Genomic DNA, 24,725 nt, shown 5'->3' with positions numbered 1-24,725 from the left:
CATGTGCAAGTGCCTTCCGCCGGCCGGCACCGAAACGCCGGTGCGCGCCGTCGGCGCCGCGGTCTAGGTTCCCATCATGGCAAGACTCGCCTTCGACGACTACGTGGGGCACCTCCGTGCGGACTCCGCCCGCTTCCGGGCGGTGCTGGCCGGGTGCGACCCGGACGCCCGCGTGCCCGGCTGCCCCGACTGGACGGCGGCCGACCTGCTCTGGCACCTGGCCGAGGTGCACCAGTTCTGGGCCCGGGTGATCCGCGAGCGCCCCGCCGCTCCGGGCGAGGACTGGGTGGAGCCCGAGCGCCCGGCGTCGTACGACGCGCTCCTGGTGGCCTTCGACGAGCACTCGGCCGCGCTGGCAGCCACCCTGGAGGCCGCCGACCCGGCCGAGCCCGCCTGGTCGTGGTCGGAGGAGCAGACCGTCGGGTTCACCTTCCGCCGCCAGGCCCACGAGGCGCTGATCCACCGCCTCGACGCCGAGCAGACGGCGGGCGAGGTCACGCCGCTGGACCCCGAGCTGGCCGCGGACGGGGTCGAGGAGGCCCTGGCCGTCATGTTCGGCGGCACCCCGCCGTGGGGCGCCTTCACCGGTCTCCCGCTGCACGTCCGCGTCGACCTGACCGACCGGGACGAGTCGGTGTGGGTGCAGATCGGGCACTTCACCGGCACCGACCCCGAGAGCGGCGCCCACCACGACGGGGTCGACGACATCTCCGTGGTCCCCGACCCCGGGGGCGAGCCGGACGTCGTGGTCGACGGGCCGGCCGGCGCCGTCGACGCCTGGCTCTGGCGCCGCGGTGACGACCGGGAGATCCGGGTCGCCGGCGACCGCGCCGTCTACGACCGGTTCCGCCGGGCCGTGGACCAGCCGATCGACTGAGGCGGTGGACCAGCCTGGATGCCGCAGATGCGCGACCTCAGGACGGGGCCCCCGGTCGGTCAGCTCCGCTGGACGGCACCGGTGCGTTCGGCGGCCAGCGCGACGGCTGCGTCGCGGGCGGCCGCCGTCTCCTCCTCGGTGAGCGTCCGGTCGGGCGCCCGGAAGCGCAGGGCGAAGGCCAGCGACTTGCGGCCGGCACCGACCTGCTCCCCGGTGTAGAGGTCGAACAGCCGGATCGACTCGAGCAGCTCGCCCGCGCCCTCCCGCAGCGCGGCGCCGACCTCGGCCGCGGTCACAGCCTGGTCCACGACCAGGGCGACGTCCTCCTTCGCCAACGGGTACGTCGAGAAGTCGGGCCCGGGTGTGACGTCGCGGGCGTGCCGCATCAGCGCGTCCAGGTCGATCTCGACGGCCGCGCTGCGCGGTGGGAGGCCGAAGGACTGGCAGACCTTGGGGTGCAGCTCACCCGCGTGGCCGAGCAGCTCACCGTTGACGCTGACCTGCGCGCACCGGCCCGGGTGCCAGGGCATCCGGGTGGCGCCGTCGACGTCCACCGCGACGCCGAGCTCGGTGCCGAGCCGGCGGACCAGGGCGATGGCGTCCGACCAGCCGGACTCCCGTCCCGCGCCCCACCAGCCGGCCCGCTCGCGCTCACCGGCGAGGACGACGACGAGGTGCAGCGGCTGCTCGGGGAGCGCCTCGTCCAGCTTGGCCACCTCGTCGGCGGTCGGGCGCCAGTCCACGCCGTAGATCGGCGCGGGACCGCGGTCGACGGGGAACGCGACGGTGCCGGTCTCGAAGAGCGACACCCCGGACGCACCGCGGCCGAGGTTGCGCGCGGCCGCCCGGAGCAGGCCCGGGAGCAGCGTCGTGGTGTACGACGGCTCCTCGCTGGAGAGCGGGTTCGCGAGCCGCACCGTGTGCCGCCGCGGGTCGTCGGCCTCGAGCCCGAGGGCGTCGAACGCGGCGTCGCCGATGAACGGGAAGCTGATCACCTCGACGCAGCCGGCGCCGGCGAGGGTGCGGCCCACGCGCCGGCGCAGCCGCTGCTCGCGGGTCAGCCCGCGGCCGGCGGCCTCCCGGGGCAGCACCGAGGGCACCTGGTCGTAGCCGACGATCCGGGCCACCTCCTCGACCAGGTCGAAGGGGTCGTTGAGGTCGGGTCGCCACGGCGACGGGGTCGCGGTCAGGGTCGTGTCCGCCTTGACCAGCGCGCAGCCGACGGCCTCGAGGTTCGTGACGGTGGTCGCGGCGTCGATCGCCATGCCGGTGACCCGCGCCGGCAGGTCGTAGCCGATGGTGATCGTGGGCCGCGCCGGAGCGGTGCCGACGACCGTGACGCCCGGCTCTGCGGTGCCCCCGCCGTACGTCGTGAGCAGCTCGACCACGCGGTCCGCGGCGGCGGGGGTGATCACCGGGTCGACTCCGCGCTCGTTGCGCTTGCCGGCCTCGGAGCTGATCTTGTGCCGCTTGCCGGTGCGGAACATCGAGACGGCGTCCCAGTGCGCAGCCTCGACGAGCACGGTCGTGGTCGACTCGGACAGCTCGGTCGTCTCGCCGCCCATCACCCCGCCCAGGCCGATGATCCCGGAGTCGTCGGTGACGACCAGGTCCTCGGTGGACAGCTCCCGGTCGGCCCCGTCCAGGGTGGTGAGCCGCTCGCCGGCCCGGGCCCGGCGGACCCGGATCGGGCCTTGGAGCTTGTCGGCGTCGTAGCCGTGGATCGGACGACCGGTCTCGAGCATCACGTAGTTGGTGACGTCGACGGCCAGCGAGATGGGCCGCATGCCGCACTGCTGGAGGCGGCGCGCCATCCAGCCGGGTGTCGGGGCGGTCGGGTCGAACCCTGAGACGGTGCGGGCCACGAACATCGGGCAGCCGTCGGGGTCGTCGATGACGACCGGGTAGCCGTCGCGGTTCGGGGCCGGGACGGGCCGGTCGGCCGGGTCCCGGTACGGCGCGCCGTACGCGAGCGCGGCCTCGCGGGCGACGCCGCGCACCGACAGTGCGTAGGCACGGTCCGGGTTGATCTCGAACTCGATGACCTCCTCGCCGAGCCCGAGGACGTCGAACGCGCCCTCGCCCGGCTCACCGGCGTCGGGGGGCAGCACGATGATGCCGTCGTGGTCCTCGCCGATGCCGAGCTCGCGGGCCGAGCAGATCATGCCGGCCGAGACGTGGCCGTAGGTCTTGCGGGCGGAGATCTCGAACCCGCCGGCGAGTACCCCTCCCGGCAGCACGACGACCACGAGGTCGCCCGGTGCGAAGTTGTGCGCGCCGCAGACGATCCCCTGGGGCTCTCCGGTCCCGTTGGCGGCGCCGACGTCCACCGTGCACCAGTTGATCGTCTTGCCGTTCTTCTGCGGCTCCGGCTGCATCGTCAGCACCCGGCCGATGACGAGCGGCCCGGTGATGTCGGCGCCGGCGCTCTCGATCGCCTCGAGCTTGAGGCCCAGGGCAGTCAGCCGGCGCGTCAGGTCCTCGGTGGTGACACCGTCGGGGAGGTCGACGTGCTCGCGGATCCAGGAGACGGGGGTCTTCATGGCTGGCTCAGAGCTCCGTTCCGAAGGCCGTGGTGAACCGGACGTCGCCCTCGAACAGCTCGCGCAGGTCCTCGATGCCGTGGCGGAACATCAGGGTGCGGTCGATGCCCATGCCGAACGCGAAGCCCGTGTAGCGCTGGGCGTCGACGCCGCAGGCGGTGAGCACCCGTGGGTTGACCACGCCGCAGCCGCCCCACTCGATCCAGCCCTCGCCCCGGCAGGTGCGGCACGGCGCGCCGTCGAGCTCGCCGGCCCCGCGGCACACGAAGCAGACCAGGTCGACCTCGGCGCTGGGCTCGGTGAACGGGAAGTACGACGGCCGGAACCGGGTGCTGATGCCCGCGCCGAACATCGCGGCCGCGAAGTGGTCGAGGGTGCCCTTGAGGTGCGCCATCGTGATGCCCTCGTCGACCGCGAGGCCCTCGACCTGGTGGAAGACGGGGCTGTGCGTGGCGTCGTACTCGTCGGTGCGGAAGACGCGCCCGGGACACACGACGTAGATCGGCGGGGTGCGGGTGAGCATCGTCCGGGCCTGGACCGGTGAGGTGTGGGTGCGCAGCACCATCCCGTGGTCGGCGGGCTCGGTCCAGAACGTGTCCTGCATGGTGCGAGCCGGATGGTCGGGACCGAGGTTGAGGGCGTCGAAGTTGAGCCACTCGGCCTCGATGACCGGCCCCTCGGCGACCTCCCAGCCCATCGCGACGAAGATGTCGGCGATCAGCTCGGCGCCCGTCGTGAGCGGGTGGCGGGCACCCGTGGGCACCCGGTCGGTCGGGAGCGTCACGTCGACGGTCTCCTCGACCAGCATCCGCTCCTCCTGCTCCGTCTCGAGCACGGCCTGGCGGGCGGCGAGGGCCTGGTTCACGGCGCCGCGGGCCTGGCCGATGCGCTGGCCGGCCTCCTTGCGGGCCTGGGGCGGCAACGCCCCGATCTCCCGGTTGGCGAGCGCGAGCGGCGAGCGGTCGCCGGCGTGCTCCAGGCGCGCCTGCTTGAGCTCGGTGAGATCGCCCGCCGCCGCGATGGCCGCGAGCGCCGCGTCGCGCGCGGCCTCGACCTCCTCGGGCTGCAACGGGGTGACCTCCACGGGGTCGTAATCGGTGTTCGGGCCCGACAAGGGACGCCTCTCGTCGTTCGGGTTCGTGTGCCCCCCGAGTCTAGGGAGCAGCCTGTGAGCGGCGCGAACCGGTTGTCCCGCTCGTCCGCAGGCCCACTGGTCAGGCGACCGGGACGGAGACTTCGATGCGGGCCCCTCCGGAGCCGGTCTCCCCGATCGCGACGGTGCCGCCGTGGGCCTCCACGAGCCCGTTCACGAGGTACAGCCCGAGACCGGAGCCGCCGCTCGACCCGCTGCGCCAGAACTTCGTGAAGACCCGGCGGCGCAGCTCGGGCGCGATGCCCTCGCCCTCGTCCTCCACCACGAGCCGGACGGCCGTCGGTCGGTCCCCCTTCGCCACCGCGTCGACGACGACCCGGACCGTGCCGGCGCCGTGGCGGACGGCGTTCTCGACCAGGTTCGTCACCACCTGGGTGAACTTGTCGGGGTCCACGAGGACCTCGGGCACCGCAGCCGAGACCTCGAGCACCAGGGTCCGGCTGGTGCTCGCCCCGACGGAGTCCACCACGCGCCGCACGAGCAGCCCCGGGTCCGAGGGCCGCGGGTAGAGCTGGAGCCGGCCGGTGTCGATCCGGGCGACGTCGAGCAGCTCGGCGATCAGCCTGCTGAGGCGGTCGGAGTCCGCGCTGACGGTCCTCAGCATCAGCTTCTTCTGGTCGTCGCTGAGCTTGTCCCAGCGGTTCAGCAGTGCTTGGACGAAGCCCTTGACGCCGGTGAGCGGCGAGCGCAGCTCGTGCGCGACCGTGGCGACCAGGTCGGAGCGCTCCCGGTCCAGGCGGGCCCGGCCGCGCCCCGAGCGCAGGCTCACGGCCACCCGGTCGACGGGTCGGTCCAGGGCCGGGCGGTGCAGCCGGGCCACGACCAGCACCTCGGTGCCATCGGGCAGCAGCCAGGTCTGCTCCGGGACGCCGGTCCGGGTGGCCAGCCCCTCGTAGGGCCGGTTCACCGAGCACCAGTCGCGCCCGTCGTGGTCGCGGAGGGCGAGGACCTGCCCCAGCGGGCGGCCCACGGCGTTCCTCGGGTCGGCGCCGAGGAGCCGGGCGGCGGCCACGTTGACCGCGGTGACCCGGCCGTCGGGGCCGGCCAGCACGGTGCCGTCGGCGAGCGCGTCGAGGTCCGCCTGGCTCACGCCCCCGAGCCTAGAGCAGTCAGTCCGGCGGCCCGGAACCGTGCGGGGAGCCGCGTCGACCACGGCCCGCCCTCCCGCACGAAGGCGGCCGGGCGCCCGATCGGCGCGGGCACGGTCACGGTCCGGTCTCCGGCGTACCCGCGTCCGGTGAACAGGTGCACCCACCGGCCGGGCGGGAGGATCACCGGCACGGAGGTGGCCCCGGCCTCCAGGACCGGTGCGACGAGCACGTGCCGGCCGAGGAAGAACTCGGTGTCGGACGCCGCAGCCGACGAGCCCGGTGCGACCAGCCAGATCGGGCGCACCGCCGGGACGCCCGTGCGGGTCGCCGCGCGGACGACCCGGTCGCGGTACGGCGCCAGCGCGCCGAAGATCCGGGTCGACCGGGCGAAGGCGCGAGCGGTGTCGCGGGTGCTGAAGACCTGGGGGTTGTCCGCCGGCCGGTTGCCCTCGTGGGTGCGCAGCACGACCCCGAACGCCTGGAACTCCGCCCACCTGGCCAGCAGCTCCGGCGTCCGGACGTAGTTCTTCACGACCGCGTTGACCGAGGTGTAGCCGCCGACGTCCGAGTGGACCAGCGGCCACCCGGAGACGCCCGCCGACAGCGTCCCCAGGAGCGCGGACGCGAGGCCGTCCTCGCGGCCGAAGGTGACCAGCTGGTCGCCGTTCCAGAACAGCGGGGCGTGCGCCGCCTGGCCGAGGGCGCCGCTGCGGAACCACGTGACGCACCGAGGCTGCTCGGCCCGTCGGCAGGCCAGCCGCACCGTCCTCGCCCACAGCGCCGGCCAACGGTTGTGCAGCGTGGCGGGAGTGCCGGTGTGCAGCCGCGCGTCGAAGGGCAGACCCTCGGCGAAGTCGGCCATGAAGCCGCGCACCCCGTCGGCGAGCACGTAGCGGGCGATCACCTCGGCGAACCAGGACCGGGCGGCCGGGTCGGTCAGGTCGACCAGCGACGCCTCGAACTCACCCTGGTCCAGGGCGTACGGCGCGCCCGACTCGTCGGTGACCAGGAATCCTCGGTCACGGGCCTCGGCCCACAGGTTCCGGATGCCGGGATCCCCCTTGGGTGCGGCATCGACCAGGAACGGGTTGACGTAGGTGGTCGTCGTGATCCCGAGCGCCGAGAGCCGGCGCACGAGCCGGGCCCAGCCTGGGTAGCGCTCCCGGTCCAGCTGCCAGGTCCACCACAGCCGGTCACCGAACGAGGTGGTGCGCTTGCCGGTCCAGTCCTGGATCCAGACCCCGGACACGTTCGCGCCCGCGTCGAGGAGCCGGCCCAGCTCGCGACGTACCTCCTGGGTGCCGCCCTGGAGGCCGACGATGGCGCCGCGGGTGGCCCAGCGCGCCAGCGGGCGCCGCTGGTCACCCGCCTGCTGGGCGGCGACCAGCCGCGCGGGCGTCGCGGCCGCGGACGCCTGCGCCGAGAGCGTGGGCGACCACAGCTCGAGCGCGACCGCGTCGGGGTCCCGGGTGTCGGCGACCGCGAACGCCGTCGACGAGGAGGCGGCCGCGTCCAGGCGCAGGCCGCGGAGATCGTCGGTGACGAAGGAGGGCCAGGCGGCGTAGGTCATGTCCCTGGTCCCGCCCGCGCCGTGGTTGGTCGCGTCCGCGAGGGAGGTGATCGGCTCCTCGCCGCGGCCGACGCCCTGCTCCCGGGCGACGATGGGCAGCAGCCGGCCGTCGAGGTCGAAGTCGCTGAACTGCTCACCGAAGCCGTGCACGCCGGCATGCGCCGAGCGGCCGGACACCAGGGCCACCGAGGTCAGCGGGACAGCCGCCGAGCTGGTCAGGTCGAGCGCCGCTCCCCCGGCCGCGCGGGCCCGCACGGTCAGCGTGTACGCCGCGTCGCCGCCCGGAGCCAGCGGGCCGCTGAGCCGGCCGGTGAGCACGATGTCGTCGGCCGAGGCCTGCACCGTGTCGACGCTCTGCTCGGTGAGCCGGTCGGTGTAGGACACGGTCGGCCAGAAGTAGCCCCGGTGCTCCTCCCAGGAGACCGACCCGCGGCCGCCGGTCACGAAGGCGCCACCGGGTGGGGCCGCCCACACGGTCCGGGAGCCGGACCGCACGCTCAATCCCGCGGCCGCGCTGACGTCCACCGTCAGGTCGCCGACGGTCCAGGTCCCGGTGGCGCCGGGCGTGACGTCGAGGCTGCCCGGCGTCACGGTGTCGACCAGGTCCACGGGGACCCCGGCGGCCCGGGGTGCGGCGGCCTCGACGGCACCGGGGGCGACGAGGGCCACCGGGAGGGCCAGCGCGAGGTTCAGCGCGAGGGCGAGTCGGATCAGCAGGCGACGCGGGGGCACGGCCGCGAGGTTACCGACGCTGGACCCGGGCCGAGGCGTAAAGGCAGAGTGCCGCCGCGGTGGACAGGTTGAGGCTCTCGGCGCGGCCGTAGATCGGGATCCGCACCCGGTGGTCGGCCAACGCCGCGAGCTCCTCGGGGAGGCCCCAGGCCTCGTTGCCGAACAGCCAGGCGGACGGACCCGCCAGCAACTCGTCGGCGTCGAAGAGATCGACGTCTCCCGCGCCGTCGGCGGCGAGCACCGTGAAGCCGGCGGAGCGGGCGTGCGACACCGCCGTCGCGGGGTGCCGCTCCTGCCCGATCCGCACGTGGAACAGGCTGCCGACGCTGGCGCGGACCGTCTTGGGGTTGTAGGGGTCGACCGAGTTCCCGGCGAGCACGACGCCGTCGCCGCCGACCGCATCGGCGCAGCGGATGACCGTGCCGGCGTTGCCGGGATCGCGTACGTCGGCGCAGATCGCCAACAACCGCGACACCCGGGCGTCGACCACGGGCTCGTCGTCGAGGAACCGGCACACGGCCACCAGACCCGCCGGGGTCACGCTGTCGGAGAGCCCCGCCATGGCGCCGTCGTCGACCAACGCCGCCGGGAAGCCACCGAGCAGGTCGGCGTACTGCTCCGCTGCCGCCGGCGTCGCGAAGAGCTCGACGACCACGTCGGCGGCGAGGGCACCCTCGACGGCCTTCGGGCCGTCGGCAAGGAAGAGCCGCCGCTCGGTTCGCACCGAGCGGCGGCTGAGCTTGCGCGCTTCCTTGACCCGGCCGTTGCCGGCCGTGAGCGGGGTGGTCAGGCCGAGGCCTCCGCCTTGGGCGCGTTGACGTCCGCGGGCAGCGCGGCCTTCGCGGTCTCGACGAGCGCATTGAACGCGGTCACGTCGTTGACGGCCAGGTCGGCGAGGATCTTGCGGTCCACCTCGACGCCGGCGAGGTTGAGGCCCTGGATGAACCGGTTGTAGGTCATCCCCTGGGCGCGGGCCGCGGCGTTGATCCGCTGGATCCACAGCTTGCGGAAGTTGCCCTTGTTCTTGCGGCGGTCGTTGTAGCTGTAGACCAGCGAGTGGGTGACCTGCTCCTTGGCCTTGCGGTACAGACGCGAGCGCTGGCCGCGGTAGCCGCTGGCGCGCTCCAGGACGACCCGGCGCTTCTTCTGGGCATTCACTGCCCGCTTGACGCGTGCCACTGTTTACTCCTTGTTGCTCTGGTTCGGTGCGGGGGTCTCGACGAGCTCGACCACCGAGGGTGGGGGCTGGTCAGAGACCGAGCATCTTCTTGGCGCGCTTGACGTCGGCCTTGGCGAGCTCGGTCGTCCCGGTCATCCGTCGGGTGACCTTGGACGCCTTCTTCTCCAGGTTGTGACGCTTGCCGGCCTTCTCCCGAAGGATCTTGCCCGAACCGGTCACCCGGAAGCGCTTGCTCGCACCGGAGTGCGTCTTGTTCTTCGGCATCTCTGCTCTCTCTTCTCGTCCTGCTGGGCGTGGTCTCGACGTCGCGCTCGACACCGTGCACGGCGGTGGTCCGGGTCGACCACCGGCCGGGTTGTTCTCAGGCCTCGATCTCGGGATCGAGGTTCTCGGAGCGGCCTCGCTCCTTCTTCTGGGCGACCGGCCCGGCCGCGTGGGCGGCGTCGCGCTCGGCGCGCTCCTCCGCCTCGTGCGCGGCGCGCTCGGCGGCTCGCGACTCCTTCTCGGCCTTCAGGTCGACCTTCGCGTCGGCCTTCTTCTTGTGCGGGCCGAGCACCATGATCATGTTGCGCCCGTCCTGCTTGGGCGCGGACTCGACGAAGCCCAGCTCGGTGACGTCCTCGGCGAGACGCTGGAGCAGCCGGAAGCCCAGCTCGGGGCGGTGCTGCTCGCGGCCACGGAACATGATCGTGATCTTGACCTTGTCCCCGGCGCGCAGGAACCGCACCACGTGACCCTTCTTGGTCTCGTAGTCGTGCGCGTCGATCTTCGGACGAAGCTTCATCTCCTTGATGATCACGTTCGTCTGGTTGCGACGGGCCTCACGAGCCTTCTGGGCGTTCTCGTACTTGAACTTCCCGTAGTCCATGAGCTTGCAGACGGGCGGCTTCCCCTGCGGGGCGATCTCGACGAGGTCGAGGTCCGCCTCCTGCGCAAGCTTCAGGGCCTGATCGGTGGGCACGATGCCCACGGTCTCCCCGTTGGGTCCAACGAGCCGGACCTCGGGAACCCGGATCCGCTCGTTGATTCGCAGCTCGGTGCTGATGTGTCCTCCTGGATGGCTTTGTGGCCGGAGGTCTCTGCCGCTCGTCACCCCCCGAGAGGGTGGTGCGAAATCAACAAAGGCTTCCGCTGGTGTGCAAGCGGAAGCCAGTCCGACGCCCCCCGAGCGCGGGGTTCGCCACCGAGGGCCCCGGCTCCCGTCGCGTACGGCGTACGCTCCGCGGCCTCGGCCTTCGGGACCGGACCCGACGACCTGTGCTGCCACCCTGGTGTGATCCAGTGCTGCAACGGCGGTCGGTGCGGGTGGGAGGCGATCGTGCGAGCCTCCGCTTGCGGATCTGCTCCGTCGAGGGTTCGGCGGAACTGATCGGTCAACGCTGCATCGTAGCCGACGATTCCCGGTCCGGCCGAATCCAGGCGGTACCGGCGCCCACACGTGCAAGGGTCCAGCCGGCCGCGAGGCCCTCGAGATCGTCCCCCTCGACCACGAACCGGACGGGCCCGGCGACGTCGACGAGCAGCGCCGCGGCGCCGTCCTGGAGCGCCGCCCAGGCAGCGACCGCGGTCGTCACGGGCACCGGTCGGCCGTCGGGGTTCCAGGCGGTGAGCTCAGCCGTCCCGGTGAAGGCCAGCAGCGCCAGCCGCCCGTCCGCGCCCTGCAGCAGCACGGTGGCCATGTCGCTCGTCTTGTCGTGCGCCCGGCCCGCCTCGTCGTACTCGACCTCGCCGAGCACCGCGACCACCGGCACCAGCAGCCGGGCGGTCCTGAGCGCCGCGAGCGCGTCGGCGTACGCCACCTCGCCCCGGGCCCAGGCCGCCAGCGCGGCCGACACCGCCGGGTCGGCGGATCCGTCGTCGCCGGCGAACCCGGGGTCGGGGATGGTGGTGCGCTCGCTCACCCGACGATTGTCCCGACCGGGCCGCCCGGGCGCCAATCAGGTCACCTGCGATGTGGGACCCTTGACCACGTGGACGACGCATCGTGGGCAGCACTGACGCTGAGCCTGACCGTGCTCGGGGCCATCTGGACCTGGCTGTCCTTCCGCCGCCGCGGGCTGGCCTCCGGGCTGCGGGCCCTGGCCTTCACGCTGCTGCCCGTGGCGGCCTACCTGACCAAGACGCTGCGGATGTTCACCCGGATCGCCGACGCGATCGGTGACTGGGCCCTCAACCTGGCGTGGAACCCGACCGTCTGGGCCGGCATCGTGGTCGCGGGCGTCTCCGGCGTGCTGTTCGTGGTCTCCGGCGCGATGCGGGCCCGCCAGCTCGGCGGGCGCCGCGACAAGCGGGACGACGCGCCGCGCGCGGTCGCCGCGCCGAAGCGGGCGCGGGGCTCCGCACCGGTCGTCGACGACGCTGTCGACGGCGAGCTGGCCGAGATCGAGGCGCTGCTGCGCAAGCGCGGCATCAGCTGATGGTCCCCGCCACACCCGTGTCGCAGGGCTTCGTCGACCGCAACCGCCTGTGCGCCCGGCTCAACGGCGCGGTCGAGCAGCACGGCACCTCGCTGCCGACGCCGCTGTTCGTGGTCGACCTGGACGCGTTCGACGCCAACGCGACCGACCTGGTCCGTCGCGCCGCAGGGAAGCCGGTCCGCCTGGCCACCAAGTCGGTCCGCGTCCCGGCGCTGATCTCGCGGGCGCTGGAGCGCGACGGCATCGAGGGCGTCCTGGCCTACACGCTGGGCGAGGCCCTGTGGCTCCACGAGCAGCAGCTCTGCGACGACATCCTGGTCGCCTACCCGACCGTCGACCGGGCCGCGCTCGCGGAGCTCGTCGCGTCGCCCTCCGCCGCGGCCGCGATCACGATCATGGTCGACGACGTCGCCCACCTCGACGTCGTCGACTCGGTGCGCTCCTCCCCCGCCGTCCCGGTGCGGGTCGCGATCGACGTCGACGCCGGGCTGCAGATGGCTGGACAGCACGTCGGCCCGAAGCGCTCGCCCCTGCGCGACACGGCCGCCGTCGTCGAGCTGGCCCGCACGGTGCAGGCCCGCGAGGGATTCCGCCTGGTCGGCGCGATGACCTACGAGGGCCAGGTCGCGGGCCTCCCCGACTCGGTGCCGACCGCGCGCGCCCGGTCGATGGTGGTGCGCCGCCTCAAGGCGCTGTCGCTGCCCCAGCTCGCCGTACGCCGCCGGGAGATCGCGGCCGCCCTGCGCGAGGTGGCCGAGCTGGAGTTCTGGAACGCCGGCGGCTCCGGCTCGGTCGAGTCCTCGGCCGCGGACCCGGTGGTCACCGAGGTCGCCGCAGGTTCGGGACTCCTGGTCCCCACCCTGTTCGACCACTACCGATCGTTCCGGCCGGTGCCCGCGTCGTTCTTCGGCCTCCGGGTGAGCCGCAAGCCGGCGCCGGACCTCGCGACCGTCCACGGCGGCGGCCTGATCGCCTCCGGCCCCGCCGGCGCCGATCGGCTGCCGACCCCCTGGGCGCCCGCCGGGCTGCACCTGACCGGCCTGGAGGGGGCCGGCGAGGTGCAGACCCCGCTCACCGGGCGCGGTGCGGCACTGCTCGGCATCGGCGACCTGGTGTGGTTCCGGCACGCCAAGTCCGGCGAGCCCTTCGAGCACGGCACCACCGTGCACCTGCTGTCCGGCAGCCGGTTCGTCGACGCCGTGCCCACCTACCGTGGCTGCGGCCTGGCCTTCTAGGACGCTGGATGGGACCCGCCGCCGAGCTGCTGGCCCTGGCGCGGCGCCGTCCACCGACGCTCGGCGAAGCGCGGCTGATCTGCGTCGACGGCCCGGCGGGGTCGGGCAAGACCACGCTGGCGGCCACCGTCGCAGCGCTGGATCCGGCCGTCCGGGTCGTGCACCTCGACGATCTCTACGAGGGCTGGGCCGGCCTGCCTCGCGTGGCCGACCAGCTCGACGACCTGCTGCTGCCGCTGGCGCGCGGGGTCGCCGGGACCTACCGCCGCTACGACTGGGCCGCGCAGGCGCTGGCCGAGACCGTGACCGTGGACCCGGTGCCGGTCCTGCTGCTCGAGGGGGTCGGGTGCGGCACCCGACGACATGCGCCCCTGGTCACGGCCCTGGCCTGGGTGGAGGCGCCCGCCGGCGTGCGCCTGCGCCGCGGGCTGGCGCGCGACGGCGAGGGGATGCGCCCCCAGTGGGTGCAGTGGCAGGTCGACGAGGCGGCGCTGTTCGCCCGTGAGGACACCCGGGCCCGCGCCGACCTGGTGGTCGACACCGGGACCTCCGCCCCGTCCTAGGGTGTGGTCCATGCTCCCTCCCAGCGGCGACCAGTACGAGATCTCGGCGGGCGGCTACCGGGCGGTCGTGACGGAGTGCGGTGCCGGGCTGCGGCTGCTCGAGCACGCGGGCGTCCCGCTGGTCGACGGCTTCGCTGCGGACCAGGTCGCCCCCGGCGGGCGCGGGCAGCTGCTGGCACCGTGGCCGAACCGGATCGGGGACGGCGCCTACTCCTTCGGCGGTGGCGACCACCAGCTCCCGCTCAGCGAGCCGGCCCGGCACAACGCCTCGCACGGGCTGGTCCGCTGGGCCGGCTGGTCGGTGTCGGAGCACACCGCCCACTCGGTGACGCTGACCTACCGGCTGATGGCCCAGAGCGGCTACCCGTGGACCCTCGACCTGCGGGTCGGGTACGCCCTCTCCGACCACGGGCTGAGCGTCACCCAGACCGCCCGCAACCACGCGGCGACGGAAGCGCCGTACGCGAGCGGCGCGCACCCCTATCTCGCCGTCGGACCGGGGCCGGTGGACGGCTGGGAGCTCACCCTGCCGGCAGCAGCCCGCGTGCTCGTCGACGACCGCCTGCTGCCCATCGGACAGGAGGACGTCACGGACACGGCGTACGACTTCCGCGTCGCCCGGCCGATCCACGAGGTCGGGTTCGACGACGCCTTCACCGACCTGACCAGGGACGGCGACGGCCGAGCCACCGTGGTCCTGGCCGATCAGCGGAGCGGCCGGGGCGTGGCGCTCTGGGTCGACGAGCGGCACGGGTGGCTGCAACTGTTCAGCGCCGACGACGTGCCGGGGACCGCGCGTCGCTCGTTGGCGGTCGAGCCGATGACCGCGCCGGCGGACGCGTTCCGGAGCGGCACCGGCCTCGTGACCCTGGCCCCGGCCGGGCAGCCGGGTGACGTCTTCGCCGCCACCTGGGGGATCCGGGCGTTCGCCTAGCCCCCGTGCTCGGTGTCGGTGGCGAGCCGGTCGACCACGGCCCGGAGCTCGCGCACGGCCTGGCGCGCGCGGCCGCCGTCGGAGCCCTGGATCCCCATGGCCGAGACCGTCGTACCGTCGGCGAGGTCCAGCGTCACCCAGGGCGCCCCGGGCGGCAGGTGCACGCCCACGACCTGGGGCCACTCGAGCTCGCGGCGCCGGTAGCCGTTGACGACGACCAGCCGCTCCGGCTCGGCGATCACGCGGCAGCGGACCAGGGCGTACCAGACCGAGAACGCGAGCAGCCCGAGGAATGCCAGGGTGCTGAGCTGGAAGAGCGTGAACTTGTCCCGCGTCTCCTGGTCGAACCCGAACCAGGCCAGTCCGAAGCAGAGCAGCAGCGCGGCGCCCAGCAGGGTGCCGGCGATCCGCACGCCGAAGGGGCGCCAGGTGTGCGGCAGGGCCTGCGCGGGGTCCGGTGCGGGAGCCGACGCGGACTCAGAGGCGGCAGGCATGGATGTCCGTCAGGAGGATGCCGCGGGCGCCGATCACGTAGAGCTCGTCCATCAACCGCTGGGCGCCGTCGCGCGGGACCATCGCCCGCACCGCGGACCACCCCTCGCGATGGAGGGGCGCCACCGTGGGGCTCTCGATGCCCGGTGTGAGCCCGACCGCGTCGCGGACCCGGTCGGTGGGGATGTCGTAGTCCATCATCACGTAGCTGCGGGCCACGAGGACGCCCTCGACCCGGCGGCGGAAGACCTCGAACGCCTCGGCCACCGCGCCGCCCTCCAGGGTCGCGCTGCGGGCGATCAGCACCGCCTCGGAGTCCAGGATCGTCTCGCCGAAGGTCTCCAGGCCCGCCTGGCGCAGCGTGCTTCCGGTCTCGACCACGTCGGCGATCACGTCGGCCACGCCGAGCTGGATGCTGGTCTCCACGGCGCCGTCCAGCCGCACCACGGTCGCGTCGATCCCGCGCTCTTCGAGGAAGGAGCGCACGACGCCGACGTACGACGTGGCGATCCGCAGGCCCTCCAGCTGCGCGAGGTCGGTGAAGGAGCCCTTCGGCCCGGCGAACCGGAACCGGCTGCGCCCGAAGCCCAGGCCCCGGACCTCCTCGGCCTTGGCGCCGGAGTCGCAGAGCAGGTCGCGGCCGGTGATGCCGATGTCCAGCGTGCCCTCGCCGACGTACAGCGCGATGTCGCGGGGCCGCAGGTAGAAGAACTCCACGCCGTTCTCGGCGTCGGTGAGGGTCAGCTGCTTGGCATCCTCGCGCTGGCGGTAGCCGGACTCGCGCAGGATCTCCGAGGCGGACTGGGACAGCGATCCCTTGTTCGGGACCGCGATGCGCAGCAGAGCCATCGAGCGCCTCCTCACAGGTGTGCGTAGACGTCGTCGAGGTCGATGCCGGTGGCGAGCATCAGCACCTGGGCGTGGTAGAGCAACTGGCTGATCTCCTCGGCCGCGCGTTCGGGTCCCTCGTGCTCGGCGGCCATCCAGGACTCTGCGGCCTCCTCGACCAGCTTCTTGCCGATGCCGTGGACGCCCGCGTCGAGCGCGCGCACGGTTCCGGACCCCTCGGGGCGGGACCGGGCCTTCTCGCTCAGCTCGGCCCAGAGCTCGTCGAACGTCTTCACAGGCCACCAGCCTACGGGGCGGTGGTCCCGAGCTCCTTCAGGGTCCGGGCGGTGAGCAGCGCAGCGGACGTGGCCTCGTAGCCCTTGTCCTCCTTCGAGCCCTCCAGGCCGGCGCGGTCGAGCGCCTGCTGGTCGCCGTCGCAGGTGAGGACGCCGAAGCCGACCGGGAGACTACGGTCGAGCGCGACCCGGACCAGACCCTCGGTCACCGCCTGGCAGACGTAGTCGAAGTGCGGCGTGCCGCCGCGGATGACCACGCCCAACGCCACGACCACGTCGTAGTGCTGGCGGGCGAGGGCGTCGGCGACCACCGCGAGCTCGAAGGCGCCCGGCACGCGGACCAGCCGGTGCTCCGCGACGTGGTAGTCCGCCAGCGCGCGCTGCGCGCCCGCGATCAGGCCGTCCATCACCTGCGTGTGCCAGCTGGCGGCGACGACGGCGACCCGCAGGTCACTGCAGTCGACGGGCGCCGGGGCAGGTGCTCCGTGTCCGGACATCGGTCAGGCTCCGTTCTGGGCAAGGGTGTCGGGCACCCCGTCGGCACGGGTGTCGGGCACCCCATCGGCAAGGTTGGGCAGATCGTGACCCATTCGGTCGCGCTTGGTGAGCAGGTAGGCGATGTTGTGGTCGTTGGGGTGCGGCGTCAGCGGCACCCGGGCGGCGACCGACACACCGTAGTCCTCGAGGTTGCGCACCTTGTCCGGGTTGTTGGTCATCAGCCGGACGCTGCCGACGCCGAGGTCGCGCAGCACCTGGGTGGCCGTGCCGTAGTGGCGGGCGTCGGCCGGCAGGCCGAGGTCGAGGTTCGCGTCGACGGTGTCCCGGCCGCCGTCCTGGAGCTGGTAGGCCTGCAGCTTCGCGACCAGCCCGATCCCGCGGCCCTCGTGGCCGCGCAGGTAGACGACCACGCCGCGCCCCTCGGCCACGATCCGCTCGAGGGCCTCCTCCAGTTGTGGCCCGCAGTCGCAGCGGTGGCTGCCGAACACGTCGCCGGTCAGGCACTCCGAGTGCACCCGGGTGAGCACGGGCTCCGGTCCGCTGATGTCGCCGTGGACGAGCGCGATGTGCTCGGAGCCGTCGACGGTGATCCGGTAGCCGTACGCCGTGAAGTCACCGTGCCGGGTCGGCAGCTGGGTCTCGGCGACCCGCTCGACGAGGGTCTCGTGGCGCCGCCGGTAGCGCACCAGGTCGTCGATCGAGATCATCGCCAGGCCGTGCTCGTCGGCGAAGGCGCGCAGCTCGGGCCCGCGCTTCATGGTCCCGTCGTCGTTGACGACCTCGACCAGCACGCCCGCGGGGGTCAACCCGGCCAGCTTCGCGAGGTCGACCGCGGCCTCGGTGTGTCCGCGGCGCACCAGCACGCCGCCCTCGCGGTAGCGCAGTGGGAAGACGTGACCGGGGCGGGTGATCTCCCACGGCTCGGTCGCCGAGTCGGCGAGCACCCGGACGGTGTGCGCCCGGTCGGCGGCGGAGATGCCCGTGGTCACCCCGTCGCGGGCATCGACCGAGATCGTGTACGCCGTACGCAGCCGGTCCTTGTTGTGCGGCGTCATCAGCGGGATCTCGAGCCGGTCGAGCATCCGGGCCGGCATCGGCACGCAGATCACGCCGCTGCTGTAGCGGATCGTGAAGGCCATCAGGTCGGGGGTCGCCTTGCTGGCGGCGAAGATGATGTCGCCCTCGTTCTCGCGGTCCTCGTCGTCGACGACGACCACGGCCTTGCCGGCGGCGATGTCGGCGATCGCCCGCTCGACGGTGTCGAGCCTGATCTCGGTGCTCATGCGGGTGCTCCTTCGGTGCGGTCGGCCCCGACTCGGTCGACCTGGTCACGGTGGGCCAGCAGTCGCTCGACGTGCTTGGCGAGGATGTCGGCCTCGAGGTTCACCCGGTCGCCCGGACGGCGGGTGCCGAGGGTCGTGCGGGCCAGGGTCTCCGGGATCAGGCTCACGGTGAAGCCGTCCGCGGTGGCCTCGACGACGGTCAGGCTGACGCCGTCGACGGTGATCGAGCCCTTGTCGACGAGGTAGCGGGCCAGCGTGCCCCGCTGGTCCGCCGGCGGGAAGGAGATCTCGACGACCTCCCAGTGCTCGCTCGGGGTCCGGCGGACGACGGTCCCCACGCCGTCGACGTGGCCCTGGACGATGTGGCCACCGAGCCGCGTGTGCGCCGTGACCGCTCGCTCGAGGTTCACGCGGTCGCCGGGCCGGACGCCGGCGAGGCTGGTCTTGTCGAGGGTCTCCTGCATGACGTCGGCGGTCCAGGTGTCCCCGTCGCGAGCCGCGACGGTGAGGCAGCAGCCGTTGACTGCGATCGAGTCGCCGAGCGCAGCGTCCTCGAGCACAGTGGTGGCCCGGATGGTGAGGCGGATCGCGTCGCCCTGGTCCTCCACGGCGGCGACGGTGCCGAGCTCCTCGACGATCCCGGTGAACATGGTCAGGCTCCTTCTGCGCGGGGTTCTGAAGGGGTGAGGGTCAGGCGCACGTTCGGCTGCTCGCCGTCGAGCCCCTCGAGCACCGTGACGTCGGTGACCCGCGGACGGAACGCCTGCGCGATGGTGGGGATTCCGAGGTCGCCGACAGCCGCGCGGCCGGACCCGAGCAGCATCGGGGCGACGTACGCGACGATCTCGTCGACCAGCCCGGCCTTCAGGAAGGCGGCGGCCAGCGTCGGCCCGCCCTCGAGGAACACGTGCTGCCGGTCGAGAGCGGCCAGCTCGGCAAGGGCCTTCTCGGGGTCGCGCGTGCGCAGGTGAACGCTCTCGGCACCGTTCGCCGGTCGCTGGTCGAAGACCCGGCGGCCCGGGTCCAGGTCGCGCTCCCCCATCACCGCCCGCAGCGGCTGGTGCTCCAGCGGGCGGTCGTGCTCGTCGCGCACGGTCAGCAGCGGGTCGTCGACCTCGATGGTGTTGGTGCCCACGAGCATCACGTCGCACCGGGCCCGGAGCCGGTGCGTGTCGAGCCGGGCGGCGCGCGAGCTGACCCAGCGGCTGGTCCCGTCGGCGGCGGCGCTGCGGCCGTCCAGCGTGGTGGCGAACTTCCAGGTGACGAAGGGCCGGCCGTGCGCGAGCCCGAAGGCCCAGAACCGGTTCAGAAGTCCCGACTCGACGTGCAGGAGTCCCGACTCGACGTCGACACCGGCGGCGCGCAGGGTGTCCGCGCCGCCGGCGGCGGCCGGGTTCGGGTCGGGCTGGGCGAAGACCACCCGGCGTACGCCGGCGCCGATCAGGGCCTGCGCGCAGGGGCCGGTGCGTCCGGTGTGGTTGCACGGCTCGAGGGTGACGACTGCGGTCGCTCCCCTGGCCCGGACGCCGGCCCGCGCCAGCGCGTCGGCCTCGGCGTGCGCCGTGCCCGCGCCGCGGTGGTGGCCCTCCGCCACGGTGCGGCCGTCCTCGTCGAGCAGCACGCAGCCGACGCGCGGGTTGGGTCCGAGCGGGACGCCGGGAGCCGCCGCGAGCTCGAGCGCACGCCGCATGGCGGCCTGCTCGGCGGCGGTGAACGTCATCTGGTGCCCCTCCGGTCCGGTCGCGGACTCCGGGGCTGACAGGCGGGCACCGGCGGGCGGGTGCCCGACGGGACGCCGTGCGTGCGCTTCCCATCCGGACTTTGACCGTCGGTCCAGGAGTTCCACCTGGTCAACCGGTCACTGGCTGTGACCGGGTCGCGGACTTCTGAGCGAAGCGATCCTGCCTTCGTCAGTCACCGCCGGCTCGGAATTTCACCGACCCCAGAGCACGCGAGCTGAAAACTCGTCGAGCACCAGTCTGCCACACGGCATCAGACGCCGAGGCGTGGGGCCGCCGCGGTGAGACCGGCCGCGCGGTCGCCCAGCAGCGCGGTTCGGTCACCAACGGCGTGGGTCAGCGGACGGCGCGCTCGGCGGCGGCCCTCAGCTCGGCGACCATCCGGTCGGGGTCCGCGGCGGAGTAGACGGCCGAACCGGCGACGAACACGTCGGCACCGGCGTCCACGCAGCGCTCGATCGTCTCCAGGCTGATGCCGCCGTCGACCTGCAGCCAGGTCTCCAGCCCGTGCTTGTCCATCAGCTCGCGGGCCCGGCGGATCTTCGGCAGGCACAGGTCGAGGAACCGCTGGCCGCCGAAGCCGGGCTCGACGGTCATGATCAGCAGCATGTCGAGCTCGGGCAGCAGGTCCTCGTAGGGCTCGACCGGCGTGGCCGGACGCAGCGCCATGCTCGCCCGGGCGCCGTGCGCGCGGATCTCGCGGGCCAGTCGGACGGGCGCCTGCGCGGCCTCGACGTGGAAGGTGACCGATCCGCAGCCGGCCTCGACGTACGCGAGCGCGTGCCGGTCGGGGACCTCGACCATCAGGTGGGCGTCGAGCGGCACCTCGGTCGACCGGGCGAGCGCCTCGACCATGGTCGGGCCGAACGTGAGGTTAGGGACGAAGTGGTTGTCCATCACGTCCACGTGCACCCAGTCGGCGCTGCCGATCCGGGCGACCTCGGCGCCGAGCGCGGCGAAGTCGGCGTTCAGGATGCTCGGGGTGATCTGGATGCCCACCGGGCCAGCCTATTCGGACTGCTCGTCGTCGGGACCGGCGGCGCCGTCGCGCTCGTCGCGGTCGGCCCACTCCAGGAGCGACGCGATGTCGAACGGCCCCCGGCCGCCGCCGTCGTCGATATCGGTGTGCAGGTCGCCGAGCCGGGCGAACCGCTCGGGCACCGTGAAGATCGTGAAGTCACGCGGGTCGGCGTCGTCGACCTCGTCCCACCGGATGGGCGTGGAGACCCGGGCGTCGGGGAGGCCGCGGACGGAGTACGCCGCCGCGATGGTGTGGTCACGGGCGTTCTGGTTGTAGTCGACGAAGACCGTCGCGGGGTCCCGGTCCTTGCGCCACCAGGTCAGGTCCACGTCCTCGGGCGCCCGGCGCTCGACCTCGCGGGCGAAGGCGAGCGCGGCCCGGCGTACCTCCTTGAACCCATGGTCCGGGCGGATCCGGACGTACACGTGCAGTCCCTTGCTGCCACTGGTCTTCGGGAAGCCGACGACGCCGAGCTCGTCGAGGACCTCGTGGGCGACGTGGGCCACCCGCCGGACCCGGTCGTAGGAGCACTCCGGGCCGGGGTCGAGGTCGATGCGCCACTCGTCCGGCCGCTCGGTGTCCTCGCGGCGGCTGTTCCAGGGATGGAACTCGACCGTGGACATCTGCACCGCCCAGATCACGCTGCCCAGCTCGGTGACGCAGAGCTCGTCCGCCGTACGGTTCCAGCGCGGGAAGTGCAGGCGGACCGTCTCCACCCAGGGCGGTGCGCCCTTCGGCAGCCGTTTCTGGTGCACCTTCTCCCCCGCCAGGCCCTTCGGGAAGCGGTGCAGCATGCACGGCCGCTCGAACAGGGCGTTGACGATGCCCGGACCGACCGCGAGGTAGTACTCGACCAGGTCGAGCTTGGTCGCTCCGCTGTCGGGGAAGTACACCCGGTCGGGGTTGCTGATCCGCACGACCCGGTCGTCGACCTCGATCTCGACCGCGGGCGTCTTCGAGGCGGGCATGCGGCCCAATCTAGAGGGGGTGGGGGCGGGGAGCCGTACGGTGCGGGCATGGACTTCGACCAGCCGCCCGTCGTCCGGGTCTGGGCCGACCCGGACCGGCCGCTGCGAGAAGGCGTCTGGCCGGCGGACGTGCCCGCGGTCGCCCAGCTGGTCCGGGAGGGCCTCGAGCTGTCGCCGTTCGTCACGTTCCTGGTCGGTGAGAACGGCTCGGGAAAGTCGACGATCGTGGAGGCGGTCGCGGCGGCCTTCGGCCTCTCTCCCGAGGGTGGCTCGACCCAGGGCCACCACTCGACGCGCCCGACGGAGTCGGCGCTGGGCCGATCGCTGCGCCGGCAGCGTGGCCTCGCCGCGAGCAGGTGGGGATTCTTCCTCCGGGCCGAGACGAGGCACGGCTGGTACACGTTCGAGGAGCAGCAGGTCGACCCCCGCCGCCCCCGCTCGGCGCCGCTCTGTGCGCCACCCACTCACCCGTGCTCGCGCCATGCCGGGCGCGACGATCCTCGAGACCGGGCCGTGCGGCTTCCGGCGCACGACCTGGGCGGAGCTCGAGCTCGTCCAGCACCGGAAGGCCTACCTGGACGCCCCGGGCGCTACCTGCGCCACGTGCTCGATCGACGGGCGTCTGCGGATCGACCACAACGCCCCACGCCAGGACCCGGGCAAGGCCGGCGAGCACACCTTCGTCGGCGAGGTGTACGGCGCGTTCGTCGCGCCCGTGAGCCCTCAGGCGGTGCGCCGCAGTAACGCGAGGAACATCGCGTCGGTGCCGTGCCGGTGCGGCCACAGCTGCACCGTTCCGGGCATCGGACCCTCGCAGCCGGGGATCGCGGGCAGCAACGACCGCGTGTCCCCCGGCTCCGCGTCGTCGCGGCTCTCGAGCACCGAGGACACCACGCCCCGGGTCTCGGAGATCACCGGCGAGCACGTGGCGTAGACCACCACGCCACCGGGCCGGACCAGGTCGAGGGCGGAGGAGAGCAGGCGTCGCTGGAGCAGCACCAGGCTGAGCAGGTCGTCGGCCCGGCGCCGCCACCGGGCCTCGGGCCGGCGCCGGAGCGCGCCGAGGCCGGTGCAGGGCGCGTCGACGAGCACTCGGTCGAAGGTGCCCTCGGCGAACGGCGGCGCGGTGCCGTCGGACGTCACGATGCCAGCAACACCGGGCGCGTCGCGCAGCGCGCGCAGCACCAGCCGGGTCCGGTGCTCCTGGCGCTCGGCGGCCACCAGGCGGGCGCCCCGCTGGGCGGCCAGCGCGGCCAGCAAGGCCGACTTCCCGCCGGGACCGGCGCACAGGTCGAGCCAGCGGCGGTCGGGCCCCTCGATCGGTGCGGCCGCGAGCGCCGCAGCGACCAGCTGCGAGCCCTCGTCCTGGACCCCCGCCCGGCCCTCGGCGACCGCCGGGATCTCACCCGGGTCGCCCCCGCCGAGGACCACGCCGTACGGCGAGTAGGGGGTCGGCTCACCCGGCAGCTCCTCGCGGCCGGACCGCCCGGGGCGAGCCACGAGCGTCACCCGCGGCGGCTCGTTGTCCGCCGCGAGCAGCTCGAACAGCTCGTCGGCGCCGACGGCCGAGCGGAGCTCGTCGACGATCCAGCGTGGATGGCTGTAGGCGATCGAGGCGAACCGGGTCGGCGCGACCCGCGGGTCCGGAGCGACCCGGGCGATCCACTCGGTCAGCTCCTGCCGGGCCACCTGGCGCAGGACGGCGTTCGCGAAGCCACCCGCGCCCGAGCTGACCTTGGCCCGGACCAGGTCGACCGTCGTGCTGATCGCCGCGTGCACCGGGACCCGCATGGAGAGCAGCTGGTGGGTGCCGAGCCGCAGCGCGTCGAGGACCTTGGCCTCCACCTTGCTCAGGGGCCGGTCGACGCAGGCGGCCAGGATGGCGTCGTACGTCCCACGTCTGCGGATGGTGCCGGACACCAGCTCGGTCACGAACGCGGCGTCCCGGCCGGAGAGCCCGTGCTGGCGCAGCACCGACGGCAGGACGAGATTCGTGTAGGCGCCGTCGACCCGCACGGCCTTCATCACGTCGAGCGCCGCGAGCCGGGCCGGGTCGACGCGGGGCCGGTTGCCGCGCTGGGACCCACCCGGGGACCCGCGCTGAGGCTCTCGTTGGTGGCCCCGAGGCCGGGTATCGCTCATCCGGCGAGGCGCTTCGTCGACGGGCTCCGGACGGACTGTGCTGCCTGGACGGCCTGGACGGCCCCAGCATCGGTGGCGATCTCCACCCACTCCTCGCGCTCGATCTCTCCGAGACGGGCGGGCCGCGGCCTGTAGGACCCCTTGGTGAACGGCACCTGGTCGCCTGCATGCGCCGGACGGCTCATGCAGACGACCGTATCGACCCGCGCCTCAGCTTTCACCGAAAGCCACGCCGATTCGGACACCTGTCTGCAGCCGGGCTCCGCGGGCCCAGTCCGCGGCGGCCATCTGCTTGCGGCCGTGCGGGCGCACGTCACCGAGCCGGACGGCCGTGGTGCCGGTGCCGACCAGCACGTCGTGCTTGCCGACCCCCAGCTCTCCCGGCCCGAGGCCCTGGGAGCCGTGGGCATCGGCGTGGGTGACCGGCCCGAGCTTGAGGCGCTCGCCGGCCACGGTGGTCCAGGCGCCCGGGGCGGGGGTGCAGGCGCGCACCTGGTGGTCGATCACGACCGCCGGTCGCGACCAGTCCACGCGTGCGTCCTCGACCTCGACCTTCGGGGCGTAGGAGACCCCCTCGGCCTGCTGCGGCCGGGCCTCCAGGGAGCCGTCCTCGATGCCGTCGAGCGTGGCGACCATCAGCCCCGCGCCGCCCTCGGCGAGTCGCGCGAGCAGGTCCCCTGCGGTGTCGGTGGGGCGGATCCGTTCGGTCATCACGCCGTACGTCGGCCCCGCGTCGAGCTCCTTGACGATCCGGAAGGTGGTGGCCCCGGTGACCTCGTCCCCGGCCCAGATCGCGTGCTGGACGGGGGCCGCTCCCCGCCAGGCGGGGAGCGCCGAGAAGTGCAGGTTGACCCACCCGTGGACCGGGATGTCGAGCGCCGCCTGCGGCAGCAGCGCGCCGTACGCGACGACGGGACAGCAGTCCGGCCGCAGCGCGCGCAGCTGCTCCTGGAACTCCGGATCCTTGGGGTGGGCGGGCTTGAGCACCGGGACCCCCAGCTCCTCCGCACGGAGCGCGACCGGGCTCGCCAGCAGCCGCCGCCCCCGGCCGGCGGGTGCGTCGGGACGGGTGACCACGGCGACGAGCTCGTGGGAGGACGCGGCGACCGCGTCCAGGACGGGGATGGCCACCTCGGGGGTGCCGGCGAAGACGACGCGCATGC

27 protein-coding genes and 1 riboswitch are annotated in these 24,725 nt (G+C 73.6%); of the genes, 6 read left to right on the top strand and 21 right to left on the bottom strand.

What is annotated here, in order from left to right:
- The first annotated feature begins 76 nt into the window (after positions 1 to 76).
- Entirely contained in the window at positions 77 to 877 is an 801-nt protein-coding gene (locus tag NOCA_RS13960) for a maleylpyruvate isomerase N-terminal domain-containing protein (protein ID WP_011755912.1), read from the top strand.
- A gap of 59 nt (positions 878 to 936) precedes the next feature.
- Here NOCA_RS13960 and pheT read toward each other — a convergent pair whose 3' ends face one another.
- The 9 genes from pheT to NOCA_RS13915 all read right to left on the bottom strand — a co-directional run bounded on the left by pheT (position 937) and on the right by NOCA_RS13915 (position 11,047).
- Positions 937 to 3,420, bottom strand: a complete 2,484-nt coding sequence (pheT, locus tag NOCA_RS13955; RefSeq protein WP_011755911.1) for a phenylalanine--tRNA ligase subunit beta — start codon at positions 3,418 to 3,420, stop codon at positions 937 to 939.
- A gap of 7 nt (positions 3,421 to 3,427) precedes the next feature.
- The gene (gene pheS / locus NOCA_RS13950; RefSeq protein ID WP_011755910.1) at positions 3,428 to 4,534 is read right to left on the bottom strand and encodes a phenylalanine--tRNA ligase subunit alpha; all 1,107 of its coding nucleotides are present in this window, start codon (positions 4,532 to 4,534) and stop codon (positions 3,428 to 3,430) included.
- Positions 4,535 to 4,634: 100 nt separating this feature from the next.
- A complete protein-coding gene (locus NOCA_RS13945) occupies positions 4,635 to 5,663 on the bottom strand; it encodes a sensor histidine kinase (RefSeq protein WP_011755909.1) in 1,029 nt (342 codons plus the stop codon).
- The gene (locus NOCA_RS13940; protein WP_011755908.1) at positions 5,660 to 7,966 is read right to left on the bottom strand and encodes an alpha-glucosidase; all 2,307 of its coding nucleotides are present in this window, start codon (positions 7,964 to 7,966) and stop codon (positions 5,660 to 5,662) included. The genes NOCA_RS13945 and NOCA_RS13940 overlap by 4 nt, the downstream gene beginning before the upstream one ends.
- 10 nt (positions 7,967 to 7,976) lie before the next feature.
- A complete protein-coding gene (locus NOCA_RS13935) occupies positions 7,977 to 8,756 on the bottom strand; it encodes a TrmH family RNA methyltransferase (protein WP_041547636.1) in 780 nt (259 codons plus the stop codon).
- Positions 8,753 to 9,145 carry a 50S ribosomal protein L20 gene (gene rplT, locus NOCA_RS13930; protein ID WP_011755906.1) on the bottom strand — a complete coding sequence of 131 codons (393 nt, stop codon included), beginning with the start codon at positions 9,143 to 9,145 and terminating at the stop codon, positions 8,753 to 8,755. Before rplT ends, NOCA_RS13935 begins: the two co-directional genes overlap by 4 nt.
- Positions 9,146 to 9,215: 70 nt before the next feature.
- Positions 9,216 to 9,410, bottom strand: coding sequence for a 50S ribosomal protein L35 (rpmI, locus tag NOCA_RS13925; RefSeq protein WP_011755905.1), 195 nt, complete (start codon positions 9,408 to 9,410; stop codon positions 9,216 to 9,218).
- A gap of 97 nt (positions 9,411 to 9,507) precedes the next feature.
- Positions 9,508 to 10,239, bottom strand: coding sequence for a translation initiation factor IF-3 (gene infC, locus NOCA_RS13920; protein ID WP_011755904.1), 732 nt, complete (start codon positions 10,237 to 10,239; stop codon positions 9,508 to 9,510).
- Positions 10,240 to 10,519: 280 nt separating this feature from the next.
- Positions 10,520 to 11,047, bottom strand: a complete 528-nt coding sequence (locus NOCA_RS13915) for an SseB family protein (protein ID WP_011755903.1) — start codon at positions 11,045 to 11,047, stop codon at positions 10,520 to 10,522.
- Positions 11,048 to 11,116: 69 nt separating this feature from the next.
- Here NOCA_RS13915 and NOCA_RS13910 point away from each other — a divergent pair, with 69 nt between their 5' ends.
- Genes NOCA_RS13910 through NOCA_RS13895 form a run of 4 tightly spaced genes read left to right on the top strand, consistent with a single transcriptional unit; the run spans position 11,117 to position 14,295 of the window.
- The gene (locus tag NOCA_RS13910; protein WP_011755902.1) at positions 11,117 to 11,563 is read left to right on the top strand and encodes a hypothetical protein; all 447 of its coding nucleotides are present in this window, start codon (positions 11,117 to 11,119) and stop codon (positions 11,561 to 11,563) included.
- Positions 11,563 to 12,798 (top strand): amino acid deaminase/aldolase, encoded by a 1,236-nt coding sequence (locus NOCA_RS13905; RefSeq protein ID WP_011755901.1) that lies wholly within the window; start codon positions 11,563 to 11,565, stop codon positions 12,796 to 12,798. The genes NOCA_RS13910 and NOCA_RS13905 overlap by 1 nt, the downstream gene beginning before the upstream one ends.
- A gap of 8 nt (positions 12,799 to 12,806) precedes the next feature.
- The gene (locus NOCA_RS13900) at positions 12,807 to 13,361 is read left to right on the top strand and encodes a 4-amino-4-deoxy-L-arabinose transferase (RefSeq protein WP_011755900.1); all 555 of its coding nucleotides are present in this window, start codon (positions 12,807 to 12,809) and stop codon (positions 13,359 to 13,361) included.
- A 10-nt stretch (positions 13,362 to 13,371) separates the two neighbouring features.
- Positions 13,372 to 14,295: an aldose 1-epimerase family protein gene (locus tag NOCA_RS13895; RefSeq protein WP_011755899.1), complete on the top strand. Its 924-nt coding sequence runs from the start codon at positions 13,372 to 13,374 to the stop codon at positions 14,293 to 14,295.
- Here NOCA_RS13895 and NOCA_RS13890 read toward each other — a convergent pair.
- The 9 genes from NOCA_RS13890 to ligD form a co-directional block, all read right to left on the bottom strand.
- Positions 14,292 to 14,789 (bottom strand): PH domain-containing protein, encoded by a 498-nt coding sequence (locus tag NOCA_RS13890; protein WP_011755898.1) that lies wholly within the window; start codon positions 14,787 to 14,789, stop codon positions 14,292 to 14,294. The genes NOCA_RS13895 and NOCA_RS13890 overlap by 4 nt on opposite strands.
- Entirely contained in the window at positions 14,773 to 15,636 is an 864-nt protein-coding gene (gene hisG / locus NOCA_RS13885) for an ATP phosphoribosyltransferase (RefSeq protein WP_011755897.1), read from the bottom strand. The genes NOCA_RS13890 and hisG overlap by 17 nt, the downstream gene beginning before the upstream one ends.
- Before the next feature lie 11 nt (positions 15,637 to 15,647).
- Positions 15,648 to 15,911, bottom strand: coding sequence for a phosphoribosyl-ATP diphosphatase (locus tag NOCA_RS13880; RefSeq protein ID WP_011755896.1), 264 nt, complete (start codon positions 15,909 to 15,911; stop codon positions 15,648 to 15,650).
- An 11-nt stretch (positions 15,912 to 15,922) separates the two neighbouring features.
- Positions 15,923 to 16,408 (bottom strand): 6,7-dimethyl-8-ribityllumazine synthase, encoded by a 486-nt coding sequence (gene ribH, locus NOCA_RS13875; RefSeq protein ID WP_011755895.1) that lies wholly within the window; start codon positions 16,406 to 16,408, stop codon positions 15,923 to 15,925.
- A 3-nt stretch (positions 16,409 to 16,411) separates the two neighbouring features.
- Positions 16,412 to 17,692, bottom strand: coding sequence for a bifunctional 3,4-dihydroxy-2-butanone-4-phosphate synthase/GTP cyclohydrolase II (locus tag NOCA_RS13870; protein ID WP_011755894.1), 1,281 nt, complete (start codon positions 17,690 to 17,692; stop codon positions 16,412 to 16,414).
- Complete coding sequence (locus NOCA_RS13865) at positions 17,689 to 18,342, bottom strand: riboflavin synthase (RefSeq protein ID WP_011755893.1); 654 nt, start codon at positions 18,340 to 18,342, stop codon at positions 17,689 to 17,691. Before NOCA_RS13865 ends, NOCA_RS13870 begins: the two co-directional genes overlap by 4 nt.
- Before the next feature lie 2 nt (positions 18,343 to 18,344).
- Entirely contained in the window at positions 18,345 to 19,412 is a 1,068-nt protein-coding gene (gene ribD / locus NOCA_RS13860; protein WP_041546545.1) for a bifunctional diaminohydroxyphosphoribosylaminopyrimidine deaminase/5-amino-6-(5-phosphoribosylamino)uracil reductase RibD, read from the bottom strand.
- Between the two features lie 77 nt (positions 19,413 to 19,489).
- A riboswitch (FMN riboswitch) is annotated at positions 19,490 to 19,647 on the bottom strand.
- Positions 19,648 to 19,767: 120 nt separating this feature from the next.
- Positions 19,768 to 20,430, bottom strand: coding sequence for a ribulose-phosphate 3-epimerase (rpe, locus tag NOCA_RS13855; protein ID WP_011755891.1), 663 nt, complete (start codon positions 20,428 to 20,430; stop codon positions 19,768 to 19,770).
- A gap of 9 nt (positions 20,431 to 20,439) precedes the next feature.
- The gene (gene ligD / locus NOCA_RS13850; RefSeq protein ID WP_011755890.1) at positions 20,440 to 21,420 is read right to left on the bottom strand and encodes a non-homologous end-joining DNA ligase; all 981 of its coding nucleotides are present in this window, start codon (positions 21,418 to 21,420) and stop codon (positions 20,440 to 20,442) included.
- A 48-nt stretch (positions 21,421 to 21,468) separates the two neighbouring features.
- On the opposite strand from ligD, the gene NOCA_RS28460 reads away from it, so the two are divergent.
- Positions 21,469 to 22,164, top strand: a complete 696-nt coding sequence (locus NOCA_RS28460) for an AAA family ATPase (RefSeq protein WP_274378257.1) — start codon at positions 21,469 to 21,471, stop codon at positions 22,162 to 22,164.
- Here NOCA_RS28460 and NOCA_RS13845 read toward each other — a convergent pair.
- The 3 genes from NOCA_RS13845 to fmt are packed head-to-tail and all read right to left on the bottom strand — an operon-like array spanning position 22,144 to position 24,723.
- Entirely contained in the window at positions 22,144 to 23,562 is a 1,419-nt protein-coding gene (locus tag NOCA_RS13845; protein ID WP_011755889.1) for an RsmB/NOP family class I SAM-dependent RNA methyltransferase, read from the bottom strand. The two genes, NOCA_RS28460 and NOCA_RS13845, sit on opposite strands and share 21 nt — an antisense overlap.
- Positions 23,559 to 23,747: a hypothetical protein gene (locus NOCA_RS27125; protein WP_087530591.1), complete on the bottom strand. Its 189-nt coding sequence runs from the start codon at positions 23,745 to 23,747 to the stop codon at positions 23,559 to 23,561. The genes NOCA_RS13845 and NOCA_RS27125 overlap by 4 nt, the downstream gene beginning before the upstream one ends.
- A gap of 25 nt (positions 23,748 to 23,772) precedes the next feature.
- Positions 23,773 to 24,723, bottom strand: a complete 951-nt coding sequence (gene fmt / locus NOCA_RS13840) for a methionyl-tRNA formyltransferase (protein ID WP_011755888.1) — start codon at positions 24,721 to 24,723, stop codon at positions 23,773 to 23,775.
- Positions 24,724 to 24,725: the final 2 nt, after the last annotated feature.

This window comes from Nocardioides sp. JS614 (assembly GCF_000015265.1).
Classification (GTDB): domain Bacteria; phylum Actinomycetota; class Actinomycetes; order Propionibacteriales; family Nocardioidaceae; genus Nocardioides.
Note: the sequence above shows the minus strand (reverse complement) of the source record. Positions and strands in the feature narration are given on the sequence as shown.

Coding starts and splice junctions, on each gene's coding strand:
- NOCA_RS13865 (WP_011755893.1), bottom strand. CDS start 18,342: ATGTTCACCGGGATCGTCGAGGAGCTCGGCACCGTCGCCGCCGTGGAG.
- ribD (WP_041546545.1), bottom strand. CDS start 19,412: ATGACGTTCACCGCCGCCGAGCAGGCCGCCATGCGGCGTGCGCTCGAG.
- ligD (WP_011755890.1), bottom strand. CDS start 21,420: ATGCCCGCCTCGAAGACGCCCGCGGTCGAGATCGAGGTCGACGACCGG.
- NOCA_RS13890 (WP_011755898.1), bottom strand. CDS start 14,789: ATGCCTGCCGCCTCTGAGTCCGCGTCGGCTCCCGCACCGGACCCCGCG.
- NOCA_RS13845 (WP_011755889.1), bottom strand. CDS start 23,562: ATGAGCGATACCCGGCCTCGGGGCCACCAACGAGAGCCTCAGCGCGGG.
- NOCA_RS13960 (WP_011755912.1), top strand. CDS start 77: ATGGCAAGACTCGCCTTCGACGACTACGTGGGGCACCTCCGTGCGGAC.
- NOCA_RS13905 (WP_011755901.1), top strand. CDS start 11,563: ATGGTCCCCGCCACACCCGTGTCGCAGGGCTTCGTCGACCGCAACCGC.
- NOCA_RS13870 (WP_011755894.1), bottom strand. CDS start 17,692: ATGAGCACCGAGATCAGGCTCGACACCGTCGAGCGGGCGATCGCCGAC.
- NOCA_RS13900 (WP_011755900.1), top strand. CDS start 12,807: ATGGGACCCGCCGCCGAGCTGCTGGCCCTGGCGCGGCGCCGTCCACCG.
- fmt (WP_011755888.1), bottom strand. CDS start 24,723: ATGCGCGTCGTCTTCGCCGGCACCCCCGAGGTGGCCATCCCCGTCCTG.
- ribH (WP_011755895.1), bottom strand. CDS start 16,408: ATGTCCGGACACGGAGCACCTGCCCCGGCGCCCGTCGACTGCAGTGAC.
- NOCA_RS13895 (WP_011755899.1), top strand. CDS start 13,372: ATGCTCCCTCCCAGCGGCGACCAGTACGAGATCTCGGCGGGCGGCTAC.
- rpmI (WP_011755905.1), bottom strand. CDS start 9,410: ATGCCGAAGAACAAGACGCACTCCGGTGCGAGCAAGCGCTTCCGGGTG.
- NOCA_RS28460 (WP_274378257.1), top strand. CDS start 21,469: ATGGACTTCGACCAGCCGCCCGTCGTCCGGGTCTGGGCCGACCCGGAC.
- NOCA_RS27125 (WP_087530591.1), bottom strand. CDS start 23,747: ATGAGCCGTCCGGCGCATGCAGGCGACCAGGTGCCGTTCACCAAGGGG.
- pheT (WP_011755911.1), bottom strand. CDS start 3,420: ATGAAGACCCCCGTCTCCTGGATCCGCGAGCACGTCGACCTCCCCGAC.
- hisG (WP_011755897.1), bottom strand. CDS start 15,636: ATGGCTCTGCTGCGCATCGCGGTCCCGAACAAGGGATCGCTGTCCCAG.